Annotated in this window: 20 protein-coding genes and 1 pseudogene; 9 read left to right on the plus strand and 12 right to left on the minus strand. The window is 65.5% G+C overall.

The features are described 5' to 3' along the window. Positions 1-14: 14 nt before the first annotated feature. From ACETII_RS00155 to ACETII_RS00180, 6 genes are all read right to left on the minus strand, one after another. A complete protein-coding gene (locus tag ACETII_RS00155; protein WP_472785381.1) occupies positions 15-1,115 on the minus strand; it encodes a WD40/YVTN/BNR-like repeat-containing protein in 1,101 nt (366 codons plus the stop codon). 2 nt (positions 1,116-1,117) lie between these two features. Further along, positions 1,118-1,387, minus strand: a complete 270-nt coding sequence (locus tag ACETII_RS00160; RefSeq protein ID WP_472785382.1) for a MoaD/ThiS family protein — start codon at positions 1,385-1,387, stop codon at positions 1,118-1,120. 692 nt (positions 1,388-2,079) lie between these two features. Then, a complete protein-coding gene (bufA2, locus tag ACETII_RS00165; protein ID WP_363352239.1) occupies positions 2,080-2,343 on the minus strand; it encodes a BufA2 family periplasmic bufferin-type metallophore in 264 nt (87 codons plus the stop codon). Between the two features lie 175 nt (positions 2,344-2,518). Beyond that, complete coding sequence (locus ACETII_RS00170) at positions 2,519-2,875, minus strand: phasin family protein (RefSeq protein ID WP_472785383.1); 357 nt, start codon at positions 2,873-2,875, stop codon at positions 2,519-2,521. Between the two features lie 305 nt (positions 2,876-3,180). Further along, the gene (locus tag ACETII_RS00175; protein ID WP_472785384.1) at positions 3,181-3,573 is read right to left on the minus strand and encodes a hypothetical protein; all 393 of its coding nucleotides are present in this window, start codon (positions 3,571-3,573) and stop codon (positions 3,181-3,183) included. A gap of 138 nt (positions 3,574-3,711) precedes the next feature. Beyond that, on the minus strand, positions 3,712-4,596 hold the full coding sequence (locus ACETII_RS00180; protein WP_363352233.1) for a LysR family transcriptional regulator: 885 nt from the start codon (positions 4,594-4,596) through the stop codon (positions 3,712-3,714). Between the two features lie 106 nt (positions 4,597-4,702). Between ACETII_RS00180 and ACETII_RS00185 the strand changes: the two genes are divergently transcribed. Both ACETII_RS00185 and ACETII_RS00190 read left to right on the plus strand, forming a co-directional pair. Beyond that, positions 4,703-6,295, plus strand: coding sequence for an NADH-quinone oxidoreductase subunit L (locus tag ACETII_RS00185; protein WP_472785385.1), 1,593 nt, complete (start codon positions 4,703-4,705; stop codon positions 6,293-6,295). A gap of 18 nt (positions 6,296-6,313) precedes the next feature. Further along, on the plus strand, positions 6,314-8,866 hold the full coding sequence (locus ACETII_RS00190; protein ID WP_472785386.1) for a YbcC family protein: 2,553 nt from the start codon (positions 6,314-6,316) through the stop codon (positions 8,864-8,866). Positions 8,867-8,947: 81 nt separating this feature from the next. Here the strand turns inward: ACETII_RS00190 and ACETII_RS00195 are convergent, their stop codons facing one another. Genes ACETII_RS00195 through ACETII_RS00215 form a run of 5 tightly spaced genes read right to left on the minus strand, consistent with a single transcriptional unit; the run spans position 8,948 to position 13,297 of the window. Continuing rightward, positions 8,948-9,478, minus strand: coding sequence for a lipocalin family protein (locus ACETII_RS00195; protein WP_472785387.1), 531 nt, complete (start codon positions 9,476-9,478; stop codon positions 8,948-8,950). Positions 9,479-9,512: 34 nt separating this feature from the next. Beyond that, on the minus strand, positions 9,513-9,869 hold the full coding sequence (locus ACETII_RS00200) for a DUF2147 domain-containing protein (protein WP_363352225.1): 357 nt from the start codon (positions 9,867-9,869) through the stop codon (positions 9,513-9,515). A gap of 59 nt (positions 9,870-9,928) precedes the next feature. Further along, positions 9,929-11,173, minus strand: coding sequence for a class I SAM-dependent methyltransferase (locus ACETII_RS00205; protein ID WP_472785388.1), 1,245 nt, complete (start codon positions 11,171-11,173; stop codon positions 9,929-9,931). Further along, a complete protein-coding gene (locus tag ACETII_RS00210; RefSeq protein WP_472785389.1) occupies positions 11,161-11,961 on the minus strand; it encodes a DUF1365 domain-containing protein in 801 nt (266 codons plus the stop codon). Before ACETII_RS00210 ends, ACETII_RS00205 begins: the two co-directional genes overlap by 13 nt. Positions 11,962-11,974: 13 nt before the next feature. Then, positions 11,975-13,297 carry an NAD(P)/FAD-dependent oxidoreductase gene (locus tag ACETII_RS00215; RefSeq protein ID WP_472785390.1) on the minus strand — a complete coding sequence of 441 codons (1,323 nt, stop codon included), beginning with the start codon at positions 13,295-13,297 and terminating at the stop codon, positions 11,975-11,977. A 192-nt stretch (positions 13,298-13,489) separates the two neighbouring features. Between ACETII_RS00215 and ACETII_RS00220 the strand changes: the two genes are divergently transcribed. From ACETII_RS00220 to ACETII_RS00240, 5 genes are read left to right on the plus strand one after another with little or no spacing between them, the layout of a single operon-like run. Further along, positions 13,490-14,137, plus strand: a complete 648-nt coding sequence (locus ACETII_RS00220; protein ID WP_472785391.1) for a sigma-70 family RNA polymerase sigma factor — start codon at positions 13,490-13,492, stop codon at positions 14,135-14,137. Further along, a complete protein-coding gene (locus ACETII_RS00225) occupies positions 14,134-14,796 on the plus strand; it encodes a ChrR family anti-sigma-E factor (RefSeq protein ID WP_472785392.1) in 663 nt (220 codons plus the stop codon). The genes ACETII_RS00220 and ACETII_RS00225 overlap by 4 nt, the downstream gene beginning before the upstream one ends. Continuing rightward, positions 14,793-15,596, plus strand: a complete 804-nt coding sequence (locus ACETII_RS00230; RefSeq protein WP_472785393.1) for a DUF1295 domain-containing protein — start codon at positions 14,793-14,795, stop codon at positions 15,594-15,596. Before ACETII_RS00225 ends, ACETII_RS00230 begins: the two co-directional genes overlap by 4 nt. Before the next feature lie 24 nt (positions 15,597-15,620). After that, positions 15,621-16,652, plus strand: coding sequence for an SAM-dependent methyltransferase (locus ACETII_RS00235; RefSeq protein ID WP_472785394.1), 1,032 nt, complete (start codon positions 15,621-15,623; stop codon positions 16,650-16,652). Continuing rightward, complete coding sequence (locus ACETII_RS00240) at positions 16,645-17,214, plus strand: hypothetical protein (protein WP_472785395.1); 570 nt, start codon at positions 16,645-16,647, stop codon at positions 17,212-17,214. The genes ACETII_RS00235 and ACETII_RS00240 overlap by 8 nt, the downstream gene beginning before the upstream one ends. Here the strand turns inward: ACETII_RS00240 and ACETII_RS00245 are convergent. Continuing rightward, a complete protein-coding gene (locus tag ACETII_RS00245) occupies positions 17,156-17,605 on the minus strand; it encodes a DUF2177 family protein (protein WP_472785396.1) in 450 nt (149 codons plus the stop codon). The genes ACETII_RS00240 and ACETII_RS00245 overlap by 59 nt on opposite strands. A gap of 216 nt (positions 17,606-17,821) precedes the next feature. On the opposite strand from ACETII_RS00245, the pseudogene ACETII_RS00250 reads away from it, so the two are divergent. Together ACETII_RS00250 and ACETII_RS00255 are read left to right on the plus strand one after the other, a co-directional pair. Next, positions 17,822-18,694 (plus strand): annotated as a pseudogene (locus ACETII_RS00250) (DUF6929 family protein). Between the two features lie 341 nt (positions 18,695-19,035). Next, positions 19,036-19,983 (plus strand): hypothetical protein, encoded by a 948-nt coding sequence (locus tag ACETII_RS00255; protein WP_472785397.1) that lies wholly within the window; start codon positions 19,036-19,038, stop codon positions 19,981-19,983. Positions 19,984-19,992: the final 9 nt, after the last annotated feature.

The following is a 19,992-nucleotide window of genomic DNA, read 5'->3' on the forward strand; positions in this document are numbered from 1 at the left end:
CAATCGGCGGGCGATCAAGCGAATTGCACGGCGTAGATCGGCGGCAAGGTGTGCGTCACGCACTGCCAATGATCGCCCTGATCCTCGCTGATCCACAAGCCTCCCGTCGTCGAACCGAACGTCAGCCGGTCGCCCGTCGCGTCGATCGCGAGCGCGTGCCGGTAGACGAGGTCATAGGCGTGGGTCTGAGGCAGGCCGTTGGTGAGCGCGTCGAAGCTCTCGCCGCCGTCCCGCGTGCGCGTCACGACCAGGCGGCCCTCGCAGGGAATGCGCTTTTCATCTTTGATCCCGGGGATGAACCAGGCCGTGTCCGGGTCGCTCGGATGGACGACGACGGCGAAGCCAAAGGTCGACGGCGTCACGCCGACGATCTCGCGAAACGTCCGTCCCGCGTCGGACGAGACGAAAACGCCGTTATGATGCTGAACCCACATGCGTTCGGGCGCGGCGGGACATTGAGCCAGGCGATGAATGTCCTGCGCGATCGGATCATGCGTGAGTTCGGGCGGCACATGTTCGGCCCGCATGCCCTCGCCGCGCTGACTCCAGCTTTCCCCCGCATCCTCGGTAAACCAGATCCCGCCGGTCGAAACGGCGACCCACACGCGTCGTGAATTCGTCGGGTCGACGATGATCGAATGAATGCCCGGCCAATCGGCGCCGCCGCCCATCCATTGCGTGCGCTTGGGGTGCTCCCACAGCGCGCGGACGATCGTCCAGCTCTCGCCGTGATCCAACGAACGAAACAGCCCGCCGGGCAATGTGCCGCACCAGAGCGCGCCCGGCTCGTCCGCTCCGCCCGTCGCGAGCGCCCAGATCCGCTGCGTGCTCCAGGGAATGGGACGCCCCCACATGTCCTTTTCCTCGAGGCCCTCCGGTTTTTGCGGATAGGCCGGCGCGGCGATTTCCTGCCAGCCGTCGCCCGTCGAGCGATGCAGCTTGACGCCGAAGTGGCCGTGATCGAGCGCGGCGTAACGAAAGCCGCTGCGCGCGTCCGTCAGCGTAAGAGAGACGTTGTCGCCCAGGAACGCGACGCCGTCGATGTCCCAGCGTCGGCCGTTGCGAACGACGCTAAAAAGCCCCTTGCGCGTCGAAACGAGAATCTCGTCGCTCATCGTCAACCTCCCGACAACGCCTGAAAGACATGAACCACGCTGCTGGCCGATACGGGATCGGACAAGCGGACGCGGTCGCGAAGCGCGCGGCCGTCGATGAAAACCGTCATATGTTTGCGCAGCGCCGCCTGATCGTCGAGGACATAGGCGCGCGCCCGGGCGTTTTCCTTGAACGCATTATCCAAGACTTCGCGAAGCGTCGCACCGTCGGCCTCTGTTTCGGGACAGGCCACATGACGCTGTATGTTGGCGGTGAACAGGACTTTCACCATCCCGCACCCTCCCTGCGCGACGACCGGCCCTTGATGTTAGTCGGAGCGCGCGCTTGCGCCAACCCCGGCCGGGCCGCGTCAAGCACACAGCCGGACCTCGCCTGACATAAGCTCGGCTTTGAGAATCGAAGCGACGCGCCTCGGCGGGCCCCGGAGATTTTACCATTTCCGTGTCGCACGATACGCGACGCCCTCCGGCGCGCGCACCCCAAAAAAAGATCACCTTCCACTTGCCGGGAAAGTTCGCGGTTGATTGGAAGCTTCGTAAATTTGAACCGCATCGCCTCGAAACGAAGCGCGCGCAGCAGACGCAATTGTGAAAGTCTGTCTTTCCAGCGACACCGGCGCGACCCGCCGCGAAAAATCGACGGGCTCGATGTCACGTCAATCTGGGAAACGCCACCCTGAACGTCGCGCCGCCGCCGGGCGTTTCGAAAACGCTCTCCGTCACCGGCGTTTACATCTGGTGGAAGAAGCGGTCGGCGCGGCGCGAGCGCGGTCGGCGGCCGGCGCTTGGCCGGGCGCGTGAAAGAGAAGAGGCCGCTTCGTGACAGCTGCGAGCCTTTGCAATTCTGCGCAAAGATCAACGGCACAGAGATCAACCCGACGCTTCTTCATGACGGCCTTTCTTCCCGGGCGCAATTGCGATGCAACGGCTCATTGAGCCCCTTTCGCTAAGCGCGCGTCGACGCTCAGTCGAGAACCCTTCCCTTCGCGTCTTCGCAGGCTTTCGCGTTTTCGACGTAAAGCCAGCCTTGGGCCTTACACGCGTTCGAGCCTTTGCACGCGTTCTTCGGGGTGTGGCAATCTGACTTGCCCTTGCAGCCGTTGACGCCAAAGCACCGCGCCTTGGCTGCGGAAGACGCGGCCTTCGCGGCGTTCGGGGTTGCGCCCGCGAGCGCAATCGAAACGGCCGCAACGGCGATTGCGGCTCCGTTTAGCGTCGTCTTTTTCATCTATCGCCTCCTCGTTGTCTCACAGTTCCCGACCCGCCGCCAGAAACGCTCGAGCGGGCTTGCGCGCAAAGGAATCGCTTCGGCGCGCAATCGAGACGCGCCCCTGTTCGGCGGTCCCGTTTCGGTTATTCCGTCGCAAGTAGAAAACCAGGCGATAGCTCGCCCGGCTGCAAGGTCAGCCCGCCTCGTTGCGGTGAGATTTCTGCAAATTTGCAAAATAGGCCTGCGCCTGCGCCTGCAGGGCTTCGCTCTGCGTTTTCATGAATTCGCCCTGCAAGCGCAGACATTCGCCCAGATCTTCGGCTTGCGTCAGTTTCTGCGCAAGGTCGAAAGCCGCCGATATATTGGCCTGCGAATAGGTGAAAGCCTTTTCGTTGGCCTCTTTGACGCCCGGGGGCAGCGTCGACTCCATCGACTCGACCGCGCGCTTCGCGGCTCGGGAAAACGCCTCGACGGCGCCGCGCGCCTGCCCGATGCTCTTTTGCACATATTCGCGGATTTCGATCGGCGCCTGAAAATTGGCTTGGGTCATGGTTTTTCCTCCATCTGACGTGTCGAGGGACAGTGACGGGCTAAGGCTCTGGTCAGCTTTCCCGCGTCCAAAAAGACTCCGCCTGACGGAGCAGGCGGAGCAAGTTTGGGAGGGGGTCCCTGCGCGGCCGGAGGAGTCCAAGCCGCGCAAAGTTCTGTGAAAAGCTGCAACAGCTCAGATGAGTCTCGAGCGCCGGTTCCTGCATGGGGCCGAGGCGCAGCGACGCAAACGGCGCCATGGCCGCCCCACAACGGGAACGTCAAATTCCAGATCGGCGATGATGACCAATGGCGGAAAGGCGCCCCTCAGGCGAGGGCCGCCAGGACGGCAAGAGGAGGCGCCCGGGGCGACTGAGGCGCGCCCTTGGGCTCTGCGCGCGCCGCTGGCGTAACATAGGCAGGCTCGACGGCGGCGCGCGCGACGGCGAAGGCTGGCGCGTGAAGAGCGGCGTTCGTATTTGGCGGCGGCGCGGAGCCGGATCCGCATTGCACGACGCAGCACTGGCCGTGATCGCGCGCCTGATCCGGAACGGCTGGCTGCTGCTGATCGCGGGGCGCCTGTTGAGTCGAGCACATCGCCCCTGCGGCGCCGCCGACGAGAGCGGGCGCGCCTGCGAAGGCGACTTGCAGCAGCAGCAGACTGGCGACGACTGTCGCCAAGATGCGCGCAACGCCGCTTACTCGTTTGATTGGATCCACCGCCGCCGCCTTTGGTTCCATTCGTAAGGTAATGAGAGGCCGAAGCGCGAGTCAAGCGCAGAAGCGGGCTCCCGTAGCGAATGGCTTCACATCATTGCGCCAAGGACCCAGATCGCGAAGCGGGCGAACGGACGCCGATCAGAGTTTCCGTCGATGCAGATCGAGCGTCTTGAGAAGAGGGCTCGGGAATTGGCGTCGTCTCGTGATGGCGTAGAAGGCTTCCTTGATGTGGGGAAAGGTGCAGTGCTCCTTGAGGGAGCCGCTCGAAAGCTCGTCGATGACGACCACGGGCGGCACGAGAGCGAGGCAAAACCCCTCTCGCGCAATCAGCCTCAGCATCGCCATGTCGTCGATTTCGGCGACGAAAGCGGGCCTGACGTCTTCGGACTCGAGCAGCTTGTCGAAAGCGTTGCGGATCCCGCTGCCGCGGCCGGGGACGGCGACGGCTATATTGGCGAGGTCTCGCGGAAACCGGAATTTCCGCCGTTTCAGCGCCGGCGCGCCGATGAGGCTCACCGATTGTTCGGCGATGAGCGTGCTCTGCCAGTCCTCGTCCTGATCATGCATCGCCGGCTGGTTGGCGAGAACAATATCCAGCCTGTGGTCGCGAAGCCTTGAGAGAAGTTCGAGGAACGTCGCCGATTGGATGATCACTTCGACGTCGGCGCGCCCGAGCAGCGGGCGCAGCAGTTCGATCTGAAAGTTGCGGGAGAGGGTCGAGACCGCTCCAACGCGCAGCGTCTGCCGCGCGGCGGGCCTCAGTCCTTCCAGCGTGCTCAAGAATTCGTCCCCGAGTTTAAACAGGGCGTCGGCGTAGCCAAGCGCGATGCGGCCGGCCTCGGTGAGTTGCAGCGATCGGCCATGTCTTTCGAACAAGGCCTGGCCGAGCTGCTCCTCCAGGGCTTTGACCTGCACGGACAGGGACGAAGGCGAAACGTTCAAGCGCCGCGCGGCGCGCGTGAGGCTTCCCTCATTGGCGATCATCCAGAAATAGCGCAAATGGTGATAGTTCAGGAAGGCCATGACGACTATTCTGTTTTATAGAACGAAACATTGCAATATTTGAATTTTCAAAATCGACAGGCCCGCCCTAGTCTCTGTCTCCATCGAGACCTGGAGACATGCAAAGATGGACCCGCTTACCTGGTCGCCTCTTCTCGCGCCCGCGGCGCTCTTCGCCCTCAGCCTGACGCCGAACCGGACCGCAAACGCCTTTCCGCGCGCGATGGCCGCCGCCGGCCTGACCGCCGGCGCTCTCGCCTTCCTCGCCGCGATCGCCATTGACGTCGCCGTCGTCCTTCATGGGCCGTTCACTACGGGCGTCGTCGGCGTCGCGGGCGTCGGCGTCGGGGTTTACGTCGACGCGCTGTCGGCGGCGATGACGACGCTCGTCTCCTTCATCGGCGTGATCGTCCTGCTCTACAGCCGCAACTATCTCGACGGCGACCCCGGGCAGGGCTCCTTCTACAAGAGGCTCGCCCTCACGCTCGCGGCGGTTCTCAGCCTCATGACGGCGGGCAATCTGGCCTTCCTGATCCTGGCCTGGATCGCAACGAGCGTCGGTCTCAACACGCTGCTGCTGTTCTACCCCGAGCGCCCGGCGGCGCAGCTCGCGGCGAAGAAGAAATTCGTGGCGAGCCGCCTCGGCGATCTCTGCCTGATCGGCGCCGCCGCAAGCCTGTGGACGAGCTTCGGCACGCTCGCCTTCCCCGAACTCTTCGCCGCGGCCCGGGCGGCGGTCTCTTCAGGCGCGGCGGCGACCCTGGCCCTCCCGGCGGTTCTGATCGTCTGCGCCGCGCTGCTGAAGTCCGCGCAGCTTCCCTTCCATGGCTGGCTCGTGGAAGTGATGGAGACGCCGACTCCCGTCTCGGCGCTGCTGCATGCGGGCGTCATCAACGCCGGCGGCTTTCTCGTGCTGCGCCTTGCCGACATCGTCGCGCCGTCCGACAGCGCGCTTCACATGCTCTCGCTCGTCGGCGGCGCGACGGCGCTCTTCGGCTCCCTCGTCATGCTGACCCAGACCTCGGTCAAGGTCTCATTGGCCTATTCCACCGTGGCGCAGATGGGGTTCATGATGCTCGAATGCGGACTGGGCGCCTTTGCGGCGGCCCTGCTGCATATCCTCGCCCACTCCCTCTACAAGGCGCACGCCTTCCTGAGCTCCGGCAGCGTCATCGACCTCGCCCGCGCCTCCTGGACGCCGAGCCCCGGCGGCCAGCCGCATCCGGCCCGCTTCGCGCTGGCGCTCGCGGCGTCCTTGCCTCTGGCCTTTGCCGTCGGCGGGATGTTCCACGCCGGCGTCATCGAAAATCCGGGCGCCGCGACGCTGGCGACGATCCTTCTCATGAGCCTCGCGCATCTGATCGCCAATGCGCTCGACGAACGGACCAAAGCCTATGTGCTGGGCAAGGCGATCGCCATGTCCGCCATCGTCGCCGTCGCCTTCTTTTCACTGCATGCGGCGGTCGAGCGGATGTTTTCATCGAGCCTGCCGCAAGCCGCCCCGCTGCGCGGCCCCGAAGACCTCCTGCTCGTTGTCGTGGTCATCGTCTCCTTTGGCGCGGTCACGCTCTTTCAAAGCGTCATGGCCCGTCATGCGACCTCGCCCTTCTGGCAGGCGGTCTACGTCCACCTCTCACAGGGACTTTATCTCAACACGCTCGCCAATCGCGCCATGCTCCGCATCTGGCCGCGGCGGGCGGCGACCTCCTCCTCTCTTTGATCGGGAAGGGCCCCAAGGATGAACGCTCACGTGCAATTTCCTTCGACTTCCGGCGCGCTGTCTGCGCCTGGCCGCAGACAGGAGATCGAGAACGGCGTCGCCAAGGCGTGCAGCCGGATCGCGCCGCTCTGGCCGCTCAAGCATTTCGTCGCCGTCAACCCGTTTCTGGGCTTCGCCGACCAGCCCTTCGCCGCGACAGCCGCGGCGTTGCGACGCGTCGCCAAGATCGACATGCTCGCGCCGCGCCAGTTCTATCGCGGGGCGATCGCCTCCGGCGTCATCGACGACGCGGCGCTCGCTGAAGCGCTCGCGCGCGCGCCGCAGGATATCGACCGCCCCGCGGATATCGCGTCGCTCAAACGCGCCGTCGCCGAGGACCCTGTGAAAAATTCGCGGCCCCCGGCCGCCGTCTCCACGGTCGCCGAGATTCTCGACGCGCTGGCGGACGGGGATCGACAGGCCTCGCTCGTCGGCTTCATGATCGAGGAAATCTCGAAATGGTGCGCCGCCTATTTCGACGAGGGACAAGCGAGCTGGCGCATGCCCCAACGCGCACTGGCGCCCTACGCCGCCTGGCGCAGGACGGCGCGCTTCGATCTGAGCGCGGAGGCGATGGGCGTCGCAAACTTCCGCAAGACCGTGCTGTCTCTCCCCGAAGACCCTGTCGAGACCATTCAGGCGGTCGTCGAAAAGCTTCGCATCCCGCCCCGCGCCGTCGAGGATTATCTGCTGCGCACGCTCCTCGATATTGGCGGCTGGGCCGCCTATGCGCGCTACCTCGTCTGGAACTCGGAACTCAAGGGCGAACAAAACGACACGCTGGTCCAGCTCCTCGCGATCCGCGTCGCCTATGGCTACGGGCTCTTCAAGGCGCGCACGGACATGGCCTTCCACAGCGCCTGGGCGAGGGCGATGACGGAGGCGGTCTCGACCCCGCTCGACCATCGACTGAATGGCGATCCGGATCTCGCCGTCGATCTCATCCTCCAGGACGCCTATGAGATCGCCTTCCAAAAGAAGTTTTACGCGCGCCTGTCGTCTCGTCGGGAAGCCCGGCTCGACGCGCCGAGGCCGGCGCTGCAGGCCGCCTTCTGCATCGATGTGCGCTCGGAGGTCTTTCGACGCGCGCTGGAGACGGTCTGGCCGCAGGCCCAGACCGTCGGCTTCGCGGGGTTCTTCGGCTTTCCGATCGAATATGTGCCGATCGGCCATTTGCGCGGCGGCGCTCAGTGTCCCGTGCTGCTCAAACCCGCTTTCACCATCTGCGAAGCCGTCGAGGCGGTCTCGCCCGCGCAGGAGCGCCGGATTCTCGACCTGCGTCTCCTGCGCCGCCGCGCCGCCAAGGCCTGGAAGGCCTTCAAGCTGTCCGCGGTTTCGTCTTTCGCCTTCGTTGAAACGGTCGGACTGAGTTATGCGGTCAAGATTGTCTCGGACAGCTTCGGCCTCACCCGCCCGGCGCCCGACCCCAATCTCGACGGGCTCGACCCGCGCGTGCTTGCGCGCGTCGGGCCCCGGCTCGACCCGCGCGTGGTCGGCGAGCGGACGACCGGCCTCGACGCCGCGCAGCGCCTGGCGATGGCCGAAGCCGTCCTCACAGCCATGTCGATGACGGACGGCTTCTCGCGGCTCGTCCTTCTCGCCGGCCACGGCTCGACGACGGTGAACAATCCGCATGCGTCGGGCCTCGATTGCGGCGCCTGCGGCGGCCATACGGGCGAAGCCAATGCGCGCGTCGCGGCCGGGGTCTTGAACGACCCCGGCGTGCGCGCCGGGCTGCGCGGCAAGGGCGTCTTCGTTCCGGACGACACATGGTTCCTCGCCGCCTTGCACGACACGACGACCGACGAGGTCAAAATCCTCGACGAAGCGGCCGCCCCGGCCTCTCATCGCGACGACATCGCGAGGCTGAAGGAGCGCCTCGCCGCGGCCGCGGCGCTCGCGCGCCTCGAGCGGGCCGCGCTGCTCGGCGTCGAGAAGGGTCCGGCGACGCGCCGGAAGATCGTCGCGCGCAGCCGCGACTGGTCGCAGGTGCGTCCCGAATGGGGGCTTGCGGGCAACGCCGCCTTCATCGCCGCGCCGCGCGCCCGGACAGCGGGACTCGATCTTGCCGGCCGCGCCTTCCTGCACAGTTACGACGCCGCAAAGGACGAGGACGGCAAGGTTCTCGAACTCATCATGACGGCGCCCATGGTCGTCGCGAGCTGGATCAATCTGCAGTATTTCGGCTCGACGACCAACAACAGGGTGTTCGGCAGCGGCAACAAGACGCTGCACAATGTCGTGGGTCAGCTCGGCGTGCTCGAGGGCAATGGCGGCGATCTGCGCACGGGGCTGCCTCTGCAATCGGTGCACGACGGCAAACGCTTCGTCCACGAGCCGCTGCGCCTCAACGTCTTCATCGAAGCGCCGGAAGCGGCCATGGAGGCCGTCTTGCAAAAGCACGGCAATGTGCGCGCGCTCGTCGAAAACGGCTGGCTGCATCTTAACGCGCTGCACGCCGACGGCCGCATCCGCCGCTTTCACGCTCTCGGCGACTGGCGCGACGTCGCCGCCGGGCGACAAGCAGCCTGAGGGCGGCGTCCCCTATGGCGGGGCGCGCGGCGAAGCATTGGACGCGGGCGACATGATCGCCCGCGCCTTTTTATCGGCTTTTCATCGACGCGGTCCGTTCCAGGGGAACTCCAGCGTCGAGGTGTCGTAGCCGAGCGCCCGAGCGCGGGCCACGAGCGCGTTGAGACGCGCCGCCGACGGGCGCTGCCGCGTATAGATGAACAGATTGTCGAGCGTCGGACTGGTTCCGATGAACCAGCTGTAGTCCGGCGCCACGTCGACGATATGATAGTCGACGGAGAGCAAGGGATTGTAGCGCACGCTCAGACGCGAATTGACGCCGGGATCCTGAATCGCGCCGGCGCCGGTCAAAGCGACTTCCTCCGCTCCTTTCCGGCAGGCGTCCCGCACCAGAATTTCATTTGGCCCATTGCCGCGCGCATAGCTCGTCGTGCCGGCGACGCAGCCGTCGGTGATCCACATCGGCCGCCGGGCGACTTCGAGCCACGCGCCCTTGTAGAATCGCGCCGGATCGATCGGCTTGACGGAGGGGGCCTGGGCGACGGCGCCGCCGGCGCCGCCGAGAACCAGCGCGAGGATGGCGGCCGCGCGCATGAAGGCGGTTTTCATCATTGAACTCTCCTCTCTCGACGGCGACGCCGCGCGCTCAGCGCGAAACCCTCGTCCAGCCGACGGTCTTGCACACAATGCCCGCGAGGACGCATCCGCGCGTCTGCATCGATTGCGCCCCGTAGTCGATTTGGAGACTGTAGCTGAGCTTGCGTTGGGGATCGTACGCCGTGCCCGACATCGACGAGCCGCCGCCGGTGACTTTCATGACGAGCCGGTCGCCGACATGTTCGCCGCCCGACGGGTCCTTGATCCAGGTATTGATCGCGCAGAGCGCGCCGCCGCAGGGCGCGATGCGCACCCGGGCCGCGCCATCCCCGCGCGCCCAATCGCCGATGATTCCGTCACGCGCTTCAGACGCTGCGGCGACGGACGCCGCTGCGCATATGAGCATTGTGATAAGCGCTCTCGAACGAGACGATTTCGACAAGAATCTGCCCATCCTTTCCTCCATCATCCTTTCGCGTGAGTAAGCCGGTAGAGGCCGACGTCGATCGCGCCGGCGCGAAAGCCGCCGATGCAGTAGCAGAGATAGTAATCCCACAGACGTCGAAACGACGGATCGAAGCCGAGCGCCTCGATGCGGCTCCAATTGTCGTTGAAGCGGCGCCGCCACTCGACGAGCGTGCGCGCATAGTCGTCGCCGAAGGTCTCGATGGTTTCGAGCCGCAGCCCGGCGCGTTCCGCCTCCTCGCGAAGCGCGCGCGGACAGGGAAGCGCGCCGCCGGGAAAAATGTAACGCTGGATGAAATCCGGCGTGGTCATGTATTTCTCGAAGCGTCGGTCGTCGATGGTAATGGCCTGCAGCACGATATGGCCGCCTTCGGCGAGACGTTCGCGCAGCGTTGCAAAGTAGATCGGCCAATAGTCGCGTCCGACGGCTTCGATCATTTCGACCGAGACGATGCGGTCGAATTTGCCGGCAACGTCCCGGTAGTCCTCGAGCCGCAGATCGACCCGCGACTCGAGGCCGGCTTCTTTCACCCTGTCGCGCGCATAGGCGAGCTGTTCCCTCGACAGCGTCAGCCCGGTGACGCGGCCGGCGCCGCCCGCCGCGGCGGCGACGGCGAGGCCGCCCCAGCCGCAGCCGATTTCGAGCACGCTCTCGCCGCTTTCCGCGTCGAGCAGCTCCAGGATGCGATCGACCTTGTTTTGCTGCGACTCTTCGAGCGTCTCCGCGCCCGTGCGATAGAGTCCCGACGAATAAAACATCGAGGGATCGAGCCAGAGGCGATAGAATGCGTTGCCGAGATCGTAATGCGCGGCGATGTTGCGGCGGCTGCCGTGCTTCGAATTGGCGCGCAGCCGATGCGCCAGCCAATTGGCGAAGCGCGCGGGCGCAAAGCCCTCGACGGCGCGCATGAAGGCGTCGCCGTTGACCGCGGCGACTTCGATCGCCGCGGCGAGATCGGGGCTGCTCCACTCGCCGCGGACGAAAGCCTCGGCGAAGGCCACGTCGCCGGAAAACAGCAAGCGGCGCAACGCCGACATTTCATGGAGGACGATCGTCGCTTCCGGGCCCGGCTTCGGGCCGCGGCAGTCGACGCGCGCGCCGTCCGGCAGAATGAAAATCAGGCGGCCCCGCTCCATCGCGGCGAGCACCTTGCGCAAGACCAGCGCGGCGACGCCGAAACCGCCGCCCGCGAGCCGGGTCGAGAGCGTAACGCGAACTCTATCCGAAGAGATCAAATTTGACATGGAGCGCCTTCTTTTTCGCTTTGCTCTTTGGCGACGATGGTGATGCTGCGCGCGGGCGGCGGCGGCCGCACATGCAGGGCGACGCCTTTGAGCCATATCCGCAGCGCTTCGACGTGAATGCCCGCGATCACCTTGAGCGTCAGCAGCGGGTGGGTGAAAAAGACGCGCAACAACTCGCGATCGTCGAGCGGCCGCCGGCGCAGGTTCTGCGTGGCGTTGAGCATCGCGCCGTCGGCGTCCGCGACGCGGATCGCGATCGCATAAGACGCGTCGGGCGGCTTGATGCGGAAGCCGTAGGTCAGGTCCATCGGCAGGAAGGGCGAAACGTAGAAATTCTTCGAACAGACATGCGCGAAGGCGCGGCGTTCGCCGTCGACCGGAAACAGATAGCAGTGTCGCTGCCCGAAGGTGTTGTTGACCTCGTAAAGGATCGCGCGCAGCGCGCCGTCGGCGCGATGGCAAAAGAAGATGCTCAGCGGATTGAAGCCGTAGCCCAGGATGCGCGGCATCGTCAGCACGCGGATCGCGCCGCCGTCGGGCTCCATTCCGGCGCCGCGCAGGATGCGCTCGATCTCGCCGCGCAGGTCGCCTCCGCCCTCGAAGAGATGGTCGGCCGGACAAAATCCGAAGAGATTGAAACCGTCGACCGAGAAGAAACGCAGCTTGCGCGCGAGGCGCTCCGCCTCGTCGAGATCCAGAAGCAGGGAAAAAACCCGGTAGCGGAGGCGATGCGCCCTGGGCCGCAGCCTTCGATGAACGACGGAACCGACGTAAAGCGCAGATTGCATCTCTTATCCGCTCCTACAATTGCGGCGCCGGGCCGAGATGGATGCGGCCCGACGCGTTTTCGACGGTCCATGGCCGCCGCACGCCGCCCAGCTGTTCGGCGACGGCGAGACCCGCCTGCAGCCCGTCCTCGTGAAAGCCGGAGCCGAAATAGGCCCCGCAAAACCAGGTGCGGCGGCGTCCCTGCAGCGACCACAATTCGCGTTGCGCCCGCATCGCCGCAAGGTCGAAGATCGGATGTTCGTAGACGAAGCGGCGATAGACGAGGTCGTCACGCGGCGCGGTCGGCGCGTTCAACGTCACGAAAAGCGGCGTTTCCTGCGGCAGGCCCTGCAAGCGGTTCATCCAATAGGTCACGCAGAGCGCCGCGTCGGGGCCGTGCGACAGATAATTCCAGCTCGACCAGATGGCGCGGCGCTTCGGCATCAGCGCGGCGTCGCCATGCAGGATGGTCTCGTTGCGGCCATAGGAAAAGCAGGACAGGAGACGCGTTTCGTCCTCGGTCGGATCGGCGAGCATGGCCAGCGCCTGATCGGCGTGCGCCGCGATGACGAGCTGATCGAAACGCCGCGACCCGCCCGGCCAGTCGATCGTCACGCCGTCCTCCTCCCGGCGCACGCGCGTGACCGGCGCGTTCAACATCAGCCGGTCGGCGACGGGCGCGAGCAGCTTCGTCACATATTCGCGGCTCCCGCCCTCGACGGTGCGCCAGACCGGCCGCCCGGTAATTTTGAGCAGCCCGTGATTTTCGCAAAAGCGGGTGAAGGCGCGCGCAGGATAGTGAGCGACCTGACGCGCGGGCGTCGACCAGATCGCCGCGGCCATCGGATAAAGGTGATCCTCGCGAAACGCCGCGCCATATTTATGGGCGTCGAGATAATCCCCGAGCGTGAGCCCCTCCATCTGCGCGAGATGGCCCGGCGCCTCGGCGTAGAAACGGCGGATGTCGAAGAGCATCGACCAGAAACGCGGGCTGAAGAGGTTCTTTTTCTGCGCGAAGAGGGTGAAGAGGTCATTGCCCGCATATTCGAGGGCGCCGTCGGCGAGCGACACGGCGAACGTCATCTCCGTCGCCTTGGTCGCCACCCCGAGATGGCCGAAAAGCGCGGTGAGATTGGGATAGGCGGGCTCGTTATAGACGATGAAGCCCGTGTCGACCGCGATCTCTCCGCCAATTTTTTGAACGTCCACCGTATTGCTGTGGCCGCCGGGGCGCTCATGCTGTTCGATGAGCGTGACGTCATGGGCGCGGGAGAGAAGCCATGCGGCCGACAGACCCGACACGCCGCTTCCGACGACCGCGATTTTAAGACGCGAATTCAATGAATTAGTCGCCATGCAGCGGCCTTTTTGGGACAAGGACTCGTTCGTCTGGTCTCGGTCATGGCTTCAACGCACTCCAGGCGGTATACGCTAGGACTTTGCAAATGGATCACTTTGCAAATGGATCACTTGGTTTGCGCATCGTCGCGCCCGTCGACGCGCGACGGCCCGGTGATCCAATTTCGCTGGCCGGCCGTAAAAGGGAGCATGCTGAGTGACGCCATCCTTCCTCTTCTCGAACCGCGCGGGCGCGCCGCCGCGCCGCGCAGGGTTGCGCCGGTGAGAGCGGCGGGCGGCGCCGTCGCCTTGTCGCAGGAGGAGGCGGGCGAACTCATCTCGAGACTGGCGCGCGAGAGCGATCGCCAGGCGTTCGCGACGCTTTTCGCCTATTATTTTCCGCGCGTGAAAGCCTATCTGCTGCGCGCCGGGGCGGCGCCCGCCGCCGCCGAGGAACTCGCCCAGGAGACCATGCTGCGCGTCTGGCGCAAGGCTCCGGCGTTCGATCCGCAGGCAGGCGCGGCGTCGACCTGGATTTTCGTCATCGCCCGCAATCTGCGCATCGACCGCCTGCGCGGCGAGCGCAGCTTCGATCATCTCGACCTCGATCCGAGCGAGGAGCCGGACGCGCCGCCGACCGGCGAGGCCATCGCCATCGTGAAGGAGCGGCGCGAAAGGGTGCGCAAGGCGCTCGCCGCGCTGTCGCGCGAGCAGGCGCTCATCATCGAGCTGTTTTATTTCGAGGAGCGACCGCATGCCGAAATCGCGCGCCGGCTCGGCCTTCCGCTCGGCACCGTAAAGTCGCGCGTGCGCCTCGCCGTGCAGCGCCTTCGTTCCCAACTGGAGGATCTCGGATGACGACCTCCCCCTCGCATTCCGTCGACGACCTCATCCTGCGCCATGCGGCGGGCGCGCTCGACGCCGCCTTCGCGCTGCTCGTGGAGACCCATCTCGACATGTCGCCCGCCGCACGGCGGCTCAGCGCGCAGTTCGAGTCGCTGGGCGGCGCGCTGCTCGACGAGATCGCGCCGGCGGACGTCGATCCCGACGCGCTCAATCGCGCCTTGCAGTCGCTGGACGCGCAGACGCCCGCCGCGCCGGTTCGCGCCACGCGCGCGGCGAAGCGTCTCAAGCTTCCAAAGGGGTTCGAATTGCCCGCGCCGCTCGCCGACGCCGACATCGGGCCGTGGCGCTGGATTGCGCCCGGCGTGCGCTCGGCGCGCGTCGCCCTGCCGAAGCCCTCTCTTTCGCGGGCCTTTCTGCTGGAGATCGCCCCCGGCGTGCGGGTGCCGAGACATGGCCATGAGGGCGACGAAGCGACCTGCGTGCTGCGGGGCGGTTTCCGCGATGGCGCGGCGCATTTCGGCGCGGGCGACGTCGCGCATGTCGACGAGGCGACAGAGCACGACATTCTGGTCGATCCCGCCGTCCCCTGCCTGTGCCTCATCGCCATGGAGGGACGGACGCGGCCGGCCAGTTGGATCGGGCGCCTCTATCAGAAGTTCAGAGACATATGAGCATCGGCCTGCTTCTGTTCACAACGGCTTTGGGACTGTCGGCGGCCATGAGTCTCGCCTGGCTCCTGCAGCGGCGGACCGGTCAGTCGGGCTGGATCGACGCGACCTGGTCCTTCGCCCTCGGCGCCGCGGGTATTTATCTGGCGCTCGCGCCGCTCGACGGCCGCGAGCCGGGCGCGCGTCAATATTTCGTCGCCGCCTTCGCCGTCGCGGCGTCTGTGCGGCTGGGCTCGCATATCGTCGCCCGCAGCCTCAACGCCGGCGAGGATCCGCGCTATCTCGATCTCGCGCGCGAATGGGGGCCGGACTTCCCGCGCCGGCTGTTCTGGTTCCTGCAGATTCAGGCTTTCTGCGCCTTTCTCCTGTCGCTCGCCATATTTCTCGCCGCGCGCAATCCGGCGCCCTTTCCCGCGGCCGCCGATTATGTGGGCGGACTGCTGCTCGTCGCCGCAATCGCCGGAGAGGCCTGGTCGGACGCGACGCTGTCGCGCTTTCGCGCGGCGCGCGGCGCCGAGCGCAGCGTCTGCATGGACGGGCCCTGGGCGTTCTCGCGCCATCCCAACTACTTCTTCCAGTGGCTGAGCTGGGTCGGCTATGCGGTCGTCGCGATGAATTTCGCCGGCGCGTGGCCGCAGGGCTGGCTCGCGCTCGGCGCTCCCGCCTTCATGTATTGGCTCCTCGTCCATGTCTCGGGGGCGCCGCCGCTCGAAAAGCACATGATCGCCTCGCGCGGGGCGGCGTTCCGCGCCTATCAGGCGCGCGTCAACCTGTTCTTTCCGGGGCCTCAAAGACGCATCTGAATTCGTCTCGCGGAGAAAAGAGCCATGTCCCTCATCGCTTCGGCCATCAATGTCGTGGAACGCGCGCCTTTGCCGGATTCCTTCCTGCGCATGGGCGTGACCTATCTCGTCGGCCGGACGCGCGAACGCCTCAGCGCCGCACCCGTGAGCGCCGTCGACGCCTTCTCCGCCGATATGGCGCGCTATCCGATCGCAATCCATACGAGCGAGGCGAATGCGCAGCATTACGAAGTGCCGGCGCGCTTCTTCGAGCTGACGCTCGGACCCCGACGCAAATATTCCTGCTGCTATTACGACCGGTTCGACACGACGCTCGCCGAAGCGGAGCTGCGCGCGCTCGAAGAGACGGCGCGTCACGCCGGCCTCGCCGACGGGCAGCGCATCCTCGAACTCGGATGCGGCTGGGGCTCGCTGTCGCTGTTCATGGCTCGAAACTACCCGAAGGCGTCGATCACGGCCGTCTCGAACTCGCAAAGTCAGCGCGCGCACATCGAGTCGGAGGCGAAGCGGCTCGGCGTTGCGAATCTCCGCGTCGTGACGGCGGATATGAACGATTTCACCACGACGGCGCGTTTCGATCGCATCGTTTCGGTGGAGATGTTCGAACACATGTCGAACTGGCGCGGGCTCCTGGCGCGCCTGCGCGCGTGGCTCGACGCGGACGGGCGGCTTTTCATCCACGTCTTCACCCATCGCGACCAGGCGTATCGCTTCGACCACGCGGACAAGTCGGACTGGATCGCGCAACATTTCTTCACCGGCGGCATCATGCCGAGCCATGGCCTCATTCGCACCTTCGGCGATCTCTTCGACGTCGAGGAGGAATGGCGCTGGAGCGGTCTTCACTATCAGCGGACGGCGGCGGACTGGCTGAAGAATTTCGACGCCAACCGCTCAGAGATCGACGCCGTGCTGCGCGAGACCTATGGCGCGGACGCGGCGCTGTGGCGCAAACGCTGGCGGCTGTTCTTTCTTGCGACCGAAGGCCTGTTCGGCGACCAGAACGGCGAGGAATGGGCCGTGAGCCATTATCGCCTGCGCCCCGTCAATGGCTGACGCGGCGATTTGGCGGCGGCTCGCCGAATACGCCGCCGCCGACGACCCTTTGACGCGCGCCTCGAACCGGCTCGCGCTCATCCTCGCCTCGAACCAGCCCTTCTATCCGCTCTATGTGTGGTTCGTGACCGGCGAGGCGAGCCCGCTGCTTGCGCTCACCTTCGTGTCGACGCCCTTCTTCGTGGCGACGCCCTGGATCTCGCGGCGGTTTCCCGGCGTCGGCAGGCTCTGGCTGCCGGCGATCGGCGCGCTCAACACCTATTTCTGCGCCTATGTGTTTGGAGAAGCGTCCGGCGTCGAACTGTTCCTTGCGCCCTGCATCATCATCGCGGCGCTTTCCTGCCGACGATCGGAGCGGGCCGCTCTTTGCTATTATCTTGCCGGCGTATGCGCCGCTTTTGCGCTGCTGCACGGCCGCTACGGATCGCCGCTCTACGAGACCGGGCAGGCGCAATATTCGGCGTTACTGTCGCTCAACGCTTATAGCGCATCGATTCTGAGCGTCATTGCTGCATGGATGTTTCGTCGCGCGCGGTTGGAGCCTGACGCAAACGGGCGATGAGGCGCGTCGCGGCGAAGCCGGCCGCCGCGGTTGTCGCCGTCAGGAAGGAGCCCCACAGCAAATCGAGAGACGTCACGAGAACGGGCCAGCGCCGCAGCGTCGCCTGATTGGTCAAATCATATGTTGCATAGGCGACAAGGCCGAACAGGGCGCCATTCAGCGCCGCCTTGCGCCAGCCGCCGTCCTTCATCGCCGGCGCCACGGCGAAATAGGTCACGCCGAAGAGATAGAGCGCATAGAAGCCGAGCGCGGGATAAAGCCGGTATTCCGGCGCCAGCAGGTCGCCGAGCTGCTGACGGTAGAGACGCTCGGCCATCGTCGACAGCCAAATCACGTCGAGCCCCAACATCCAGACGGCGGCCGCCGCATAGGCCACGAAAAAATTGCGCATCGGCTTCCCCCGGTCGTCCCCTCCTTCGTTCTACGTCCTCGGGCCGGCCATGGATCATTTTGCGAACGTGAGATCGTCGCGCCGACGCGCAGTCGCGATCGGGCTCGAGCGAAGCGGCGACGCGGGAGTCGCGTTGGAAGGCCTCCGGGTTTATGATTGCGCGTCGTTTGGCGCATGAAGGATGGGCGTCCCTTGGCTTGGAGTCGGCTCGGCGCGTTGCAATGGATCGGACCGCCGACGTTCGAGAGACGCCCCCTGACGGCGGGTTCGGGGCTCATTTGCACGCGCGCCAACCTTTGGGTCATGGCCGACGACCTGCACCACCTCGTGCGCTTCCCGCGGCAGGGAGCGCTCCTTGGTCGAGGCTTCAGAATTTTCTCTGGCGAGCCGCCTACCGACGTCGCCGCCCGCAAGCGCGTCAAGCCGGACGCCGAATGCCTCATCAATCTCGGACAGGACAAGGAGCGTTTGGCGTTGCTGGCGTTTCCTTCCGGCTCGAGGCCAAACCGCACGCTTGCAAGCAAAGTGCAAATCGACCTTACGGATAATCTCGTCGGCTGGCGCGAGATCAGCTTTTCTTCCCTTCTCGGATTTTTGCAGCAACGCGTTCCCGATCTGAACATCGAAGGCGGCGTCGTCGTCGACGGCAAGGTTTCGCTTTTCTAGCGCGGCAACGGTAAAGCAGGCTTCAACGCCATCATCCAATTCGAGGTCGACGTTATCAGCAGGCTCTTGAACGGCCAATTCGAGCGCGAGACGTTCAACCCCCGCATCGTTGAAATCCCTTTGCCAAAGCTTGGGGGCGTCGCTCTCACCTTTACCGACGCCTGCGTTCACGACGGCGGCGTTTATTTCGCCGCAGCGGCGGAGCGCGGAGCCTCGACCTACGATGACGGCGAAGTCGTCGGATCGGCCATCGGTCGCTTGAGCGACGGTCCAGCGATTTTGGCGCAAATCGATAAGGTGAAGATAGAAGGCCTCGCGGTCGCCGAGAGCGAGGCGCGCGCGCTGACCTTCCTCGCCGTCACGGATGCGGATGATCCAGATGTTCCGTCCGAGCTCTTGAGCCTGCGTGTATTGGACGCGTGAGCCTGGGCGTTCGAGCGACTCGGCCTCGAGGTTTGCAGGCCGCTCGCGGCGATGAACGCGGATTGCGGATCACGACAAAGACCATCTCATCGAACGCGCATCTTGCTCAAACCGGAGACAAGCATATTTTCTTTTAGATGCGGCGGCCCGTTCCCGCTTCTCAACATCAAGTCGACGTTTTCTGTAAATCGCTTCATCATCGCCTGGAGGGCATTTTCATGTTGCTCCCGCCTCCGCACCCGCAGATCGGCCGCTTTGATCCGTTGTCACGCCTTGGCCCCGCGACGCCGCGACGCTCCCCTGCGGAGCTGTTTGCGGCTCATGAGGGGTTCAGACAACACATGCGCAAACTCGCGCCCGACGATCAGCTCGCGGCGGCGCGCGCGGCGATCGAAACTGCACGGAAGGACTGGACCGTCGCGGCGCGTGAGGCGGCGCGCGACGGCAAGCGCTGGGATCTTGCGCGCGCCGGCGCGCGTCGATCGCTGCAGGAGCGGCTCGGGGAGGCCGTCCCGAGCTTCGCCAAAATCCGTAAATTGCAGCGCGCGCACCTCGACGCCCTGTTGGACAAGGCGCGGCCGAAATGGCCGGAGCTGGAGCCCGTGGTCGTCCCCGAGGAGCCGCCTCCCACCGTCTTCCGGGTCCCATTCGGGCTGGAGATGCTGGGGTCGCTGTCTCCCTTCGAAGGCTTGGTCGACACGATGGACATTGTCGACCGCTCCTTCGTTCGGCGGGAGATCGGGCACCTTATCGTCGACGCCGATCTGGCCGCCGATCCCGGCGCCGTGTTCGGCTTCAACGAATGGTTCGGCATTCTCCCCTTGGATCTCGGCTGCGTCTCGGCCGCCTGTGGCTCCGCCTACGCCCTGCCGCAGGATGGCCGCCTGCTCGTGACGGCGTCGCTCCGCAACTTTTACAGTAAGGTCACCCTCTCGCTTCACGATGAATGGGGCTTCTCGTCGGGAACTCTGGGCGTCGACGCGACCATGTTCATCGCCGTGCTCAGGCCCAATGGCGGCGTCATTCTCCACAGTCTCCTCGCGGAGCGCACCTTGACGTCGGACGGCGACGACGTGAGCAAGACGCTGCCCGACATCGAGCAGGGCGCCTTCAACCTCGTGGCGGCCACGGACAACAGCTTCGAGGCCGGCGAGACGGTGTTCGTCCTGGCGGGCGTCTCCGTATCGGCGAGCAGTGCGCTCAACGACATGGAAGCGCGCGTCAGGGCGCTCCTCTGGTGGAGCCTCGAACAGCTCACGGTCCAGGTCGTAACCGACATCATCACGTGAGTGCGTCGA

The sequence above is a fragment of the Methylocystis sp. NC52PC genome (assembly GCF_055698645.1).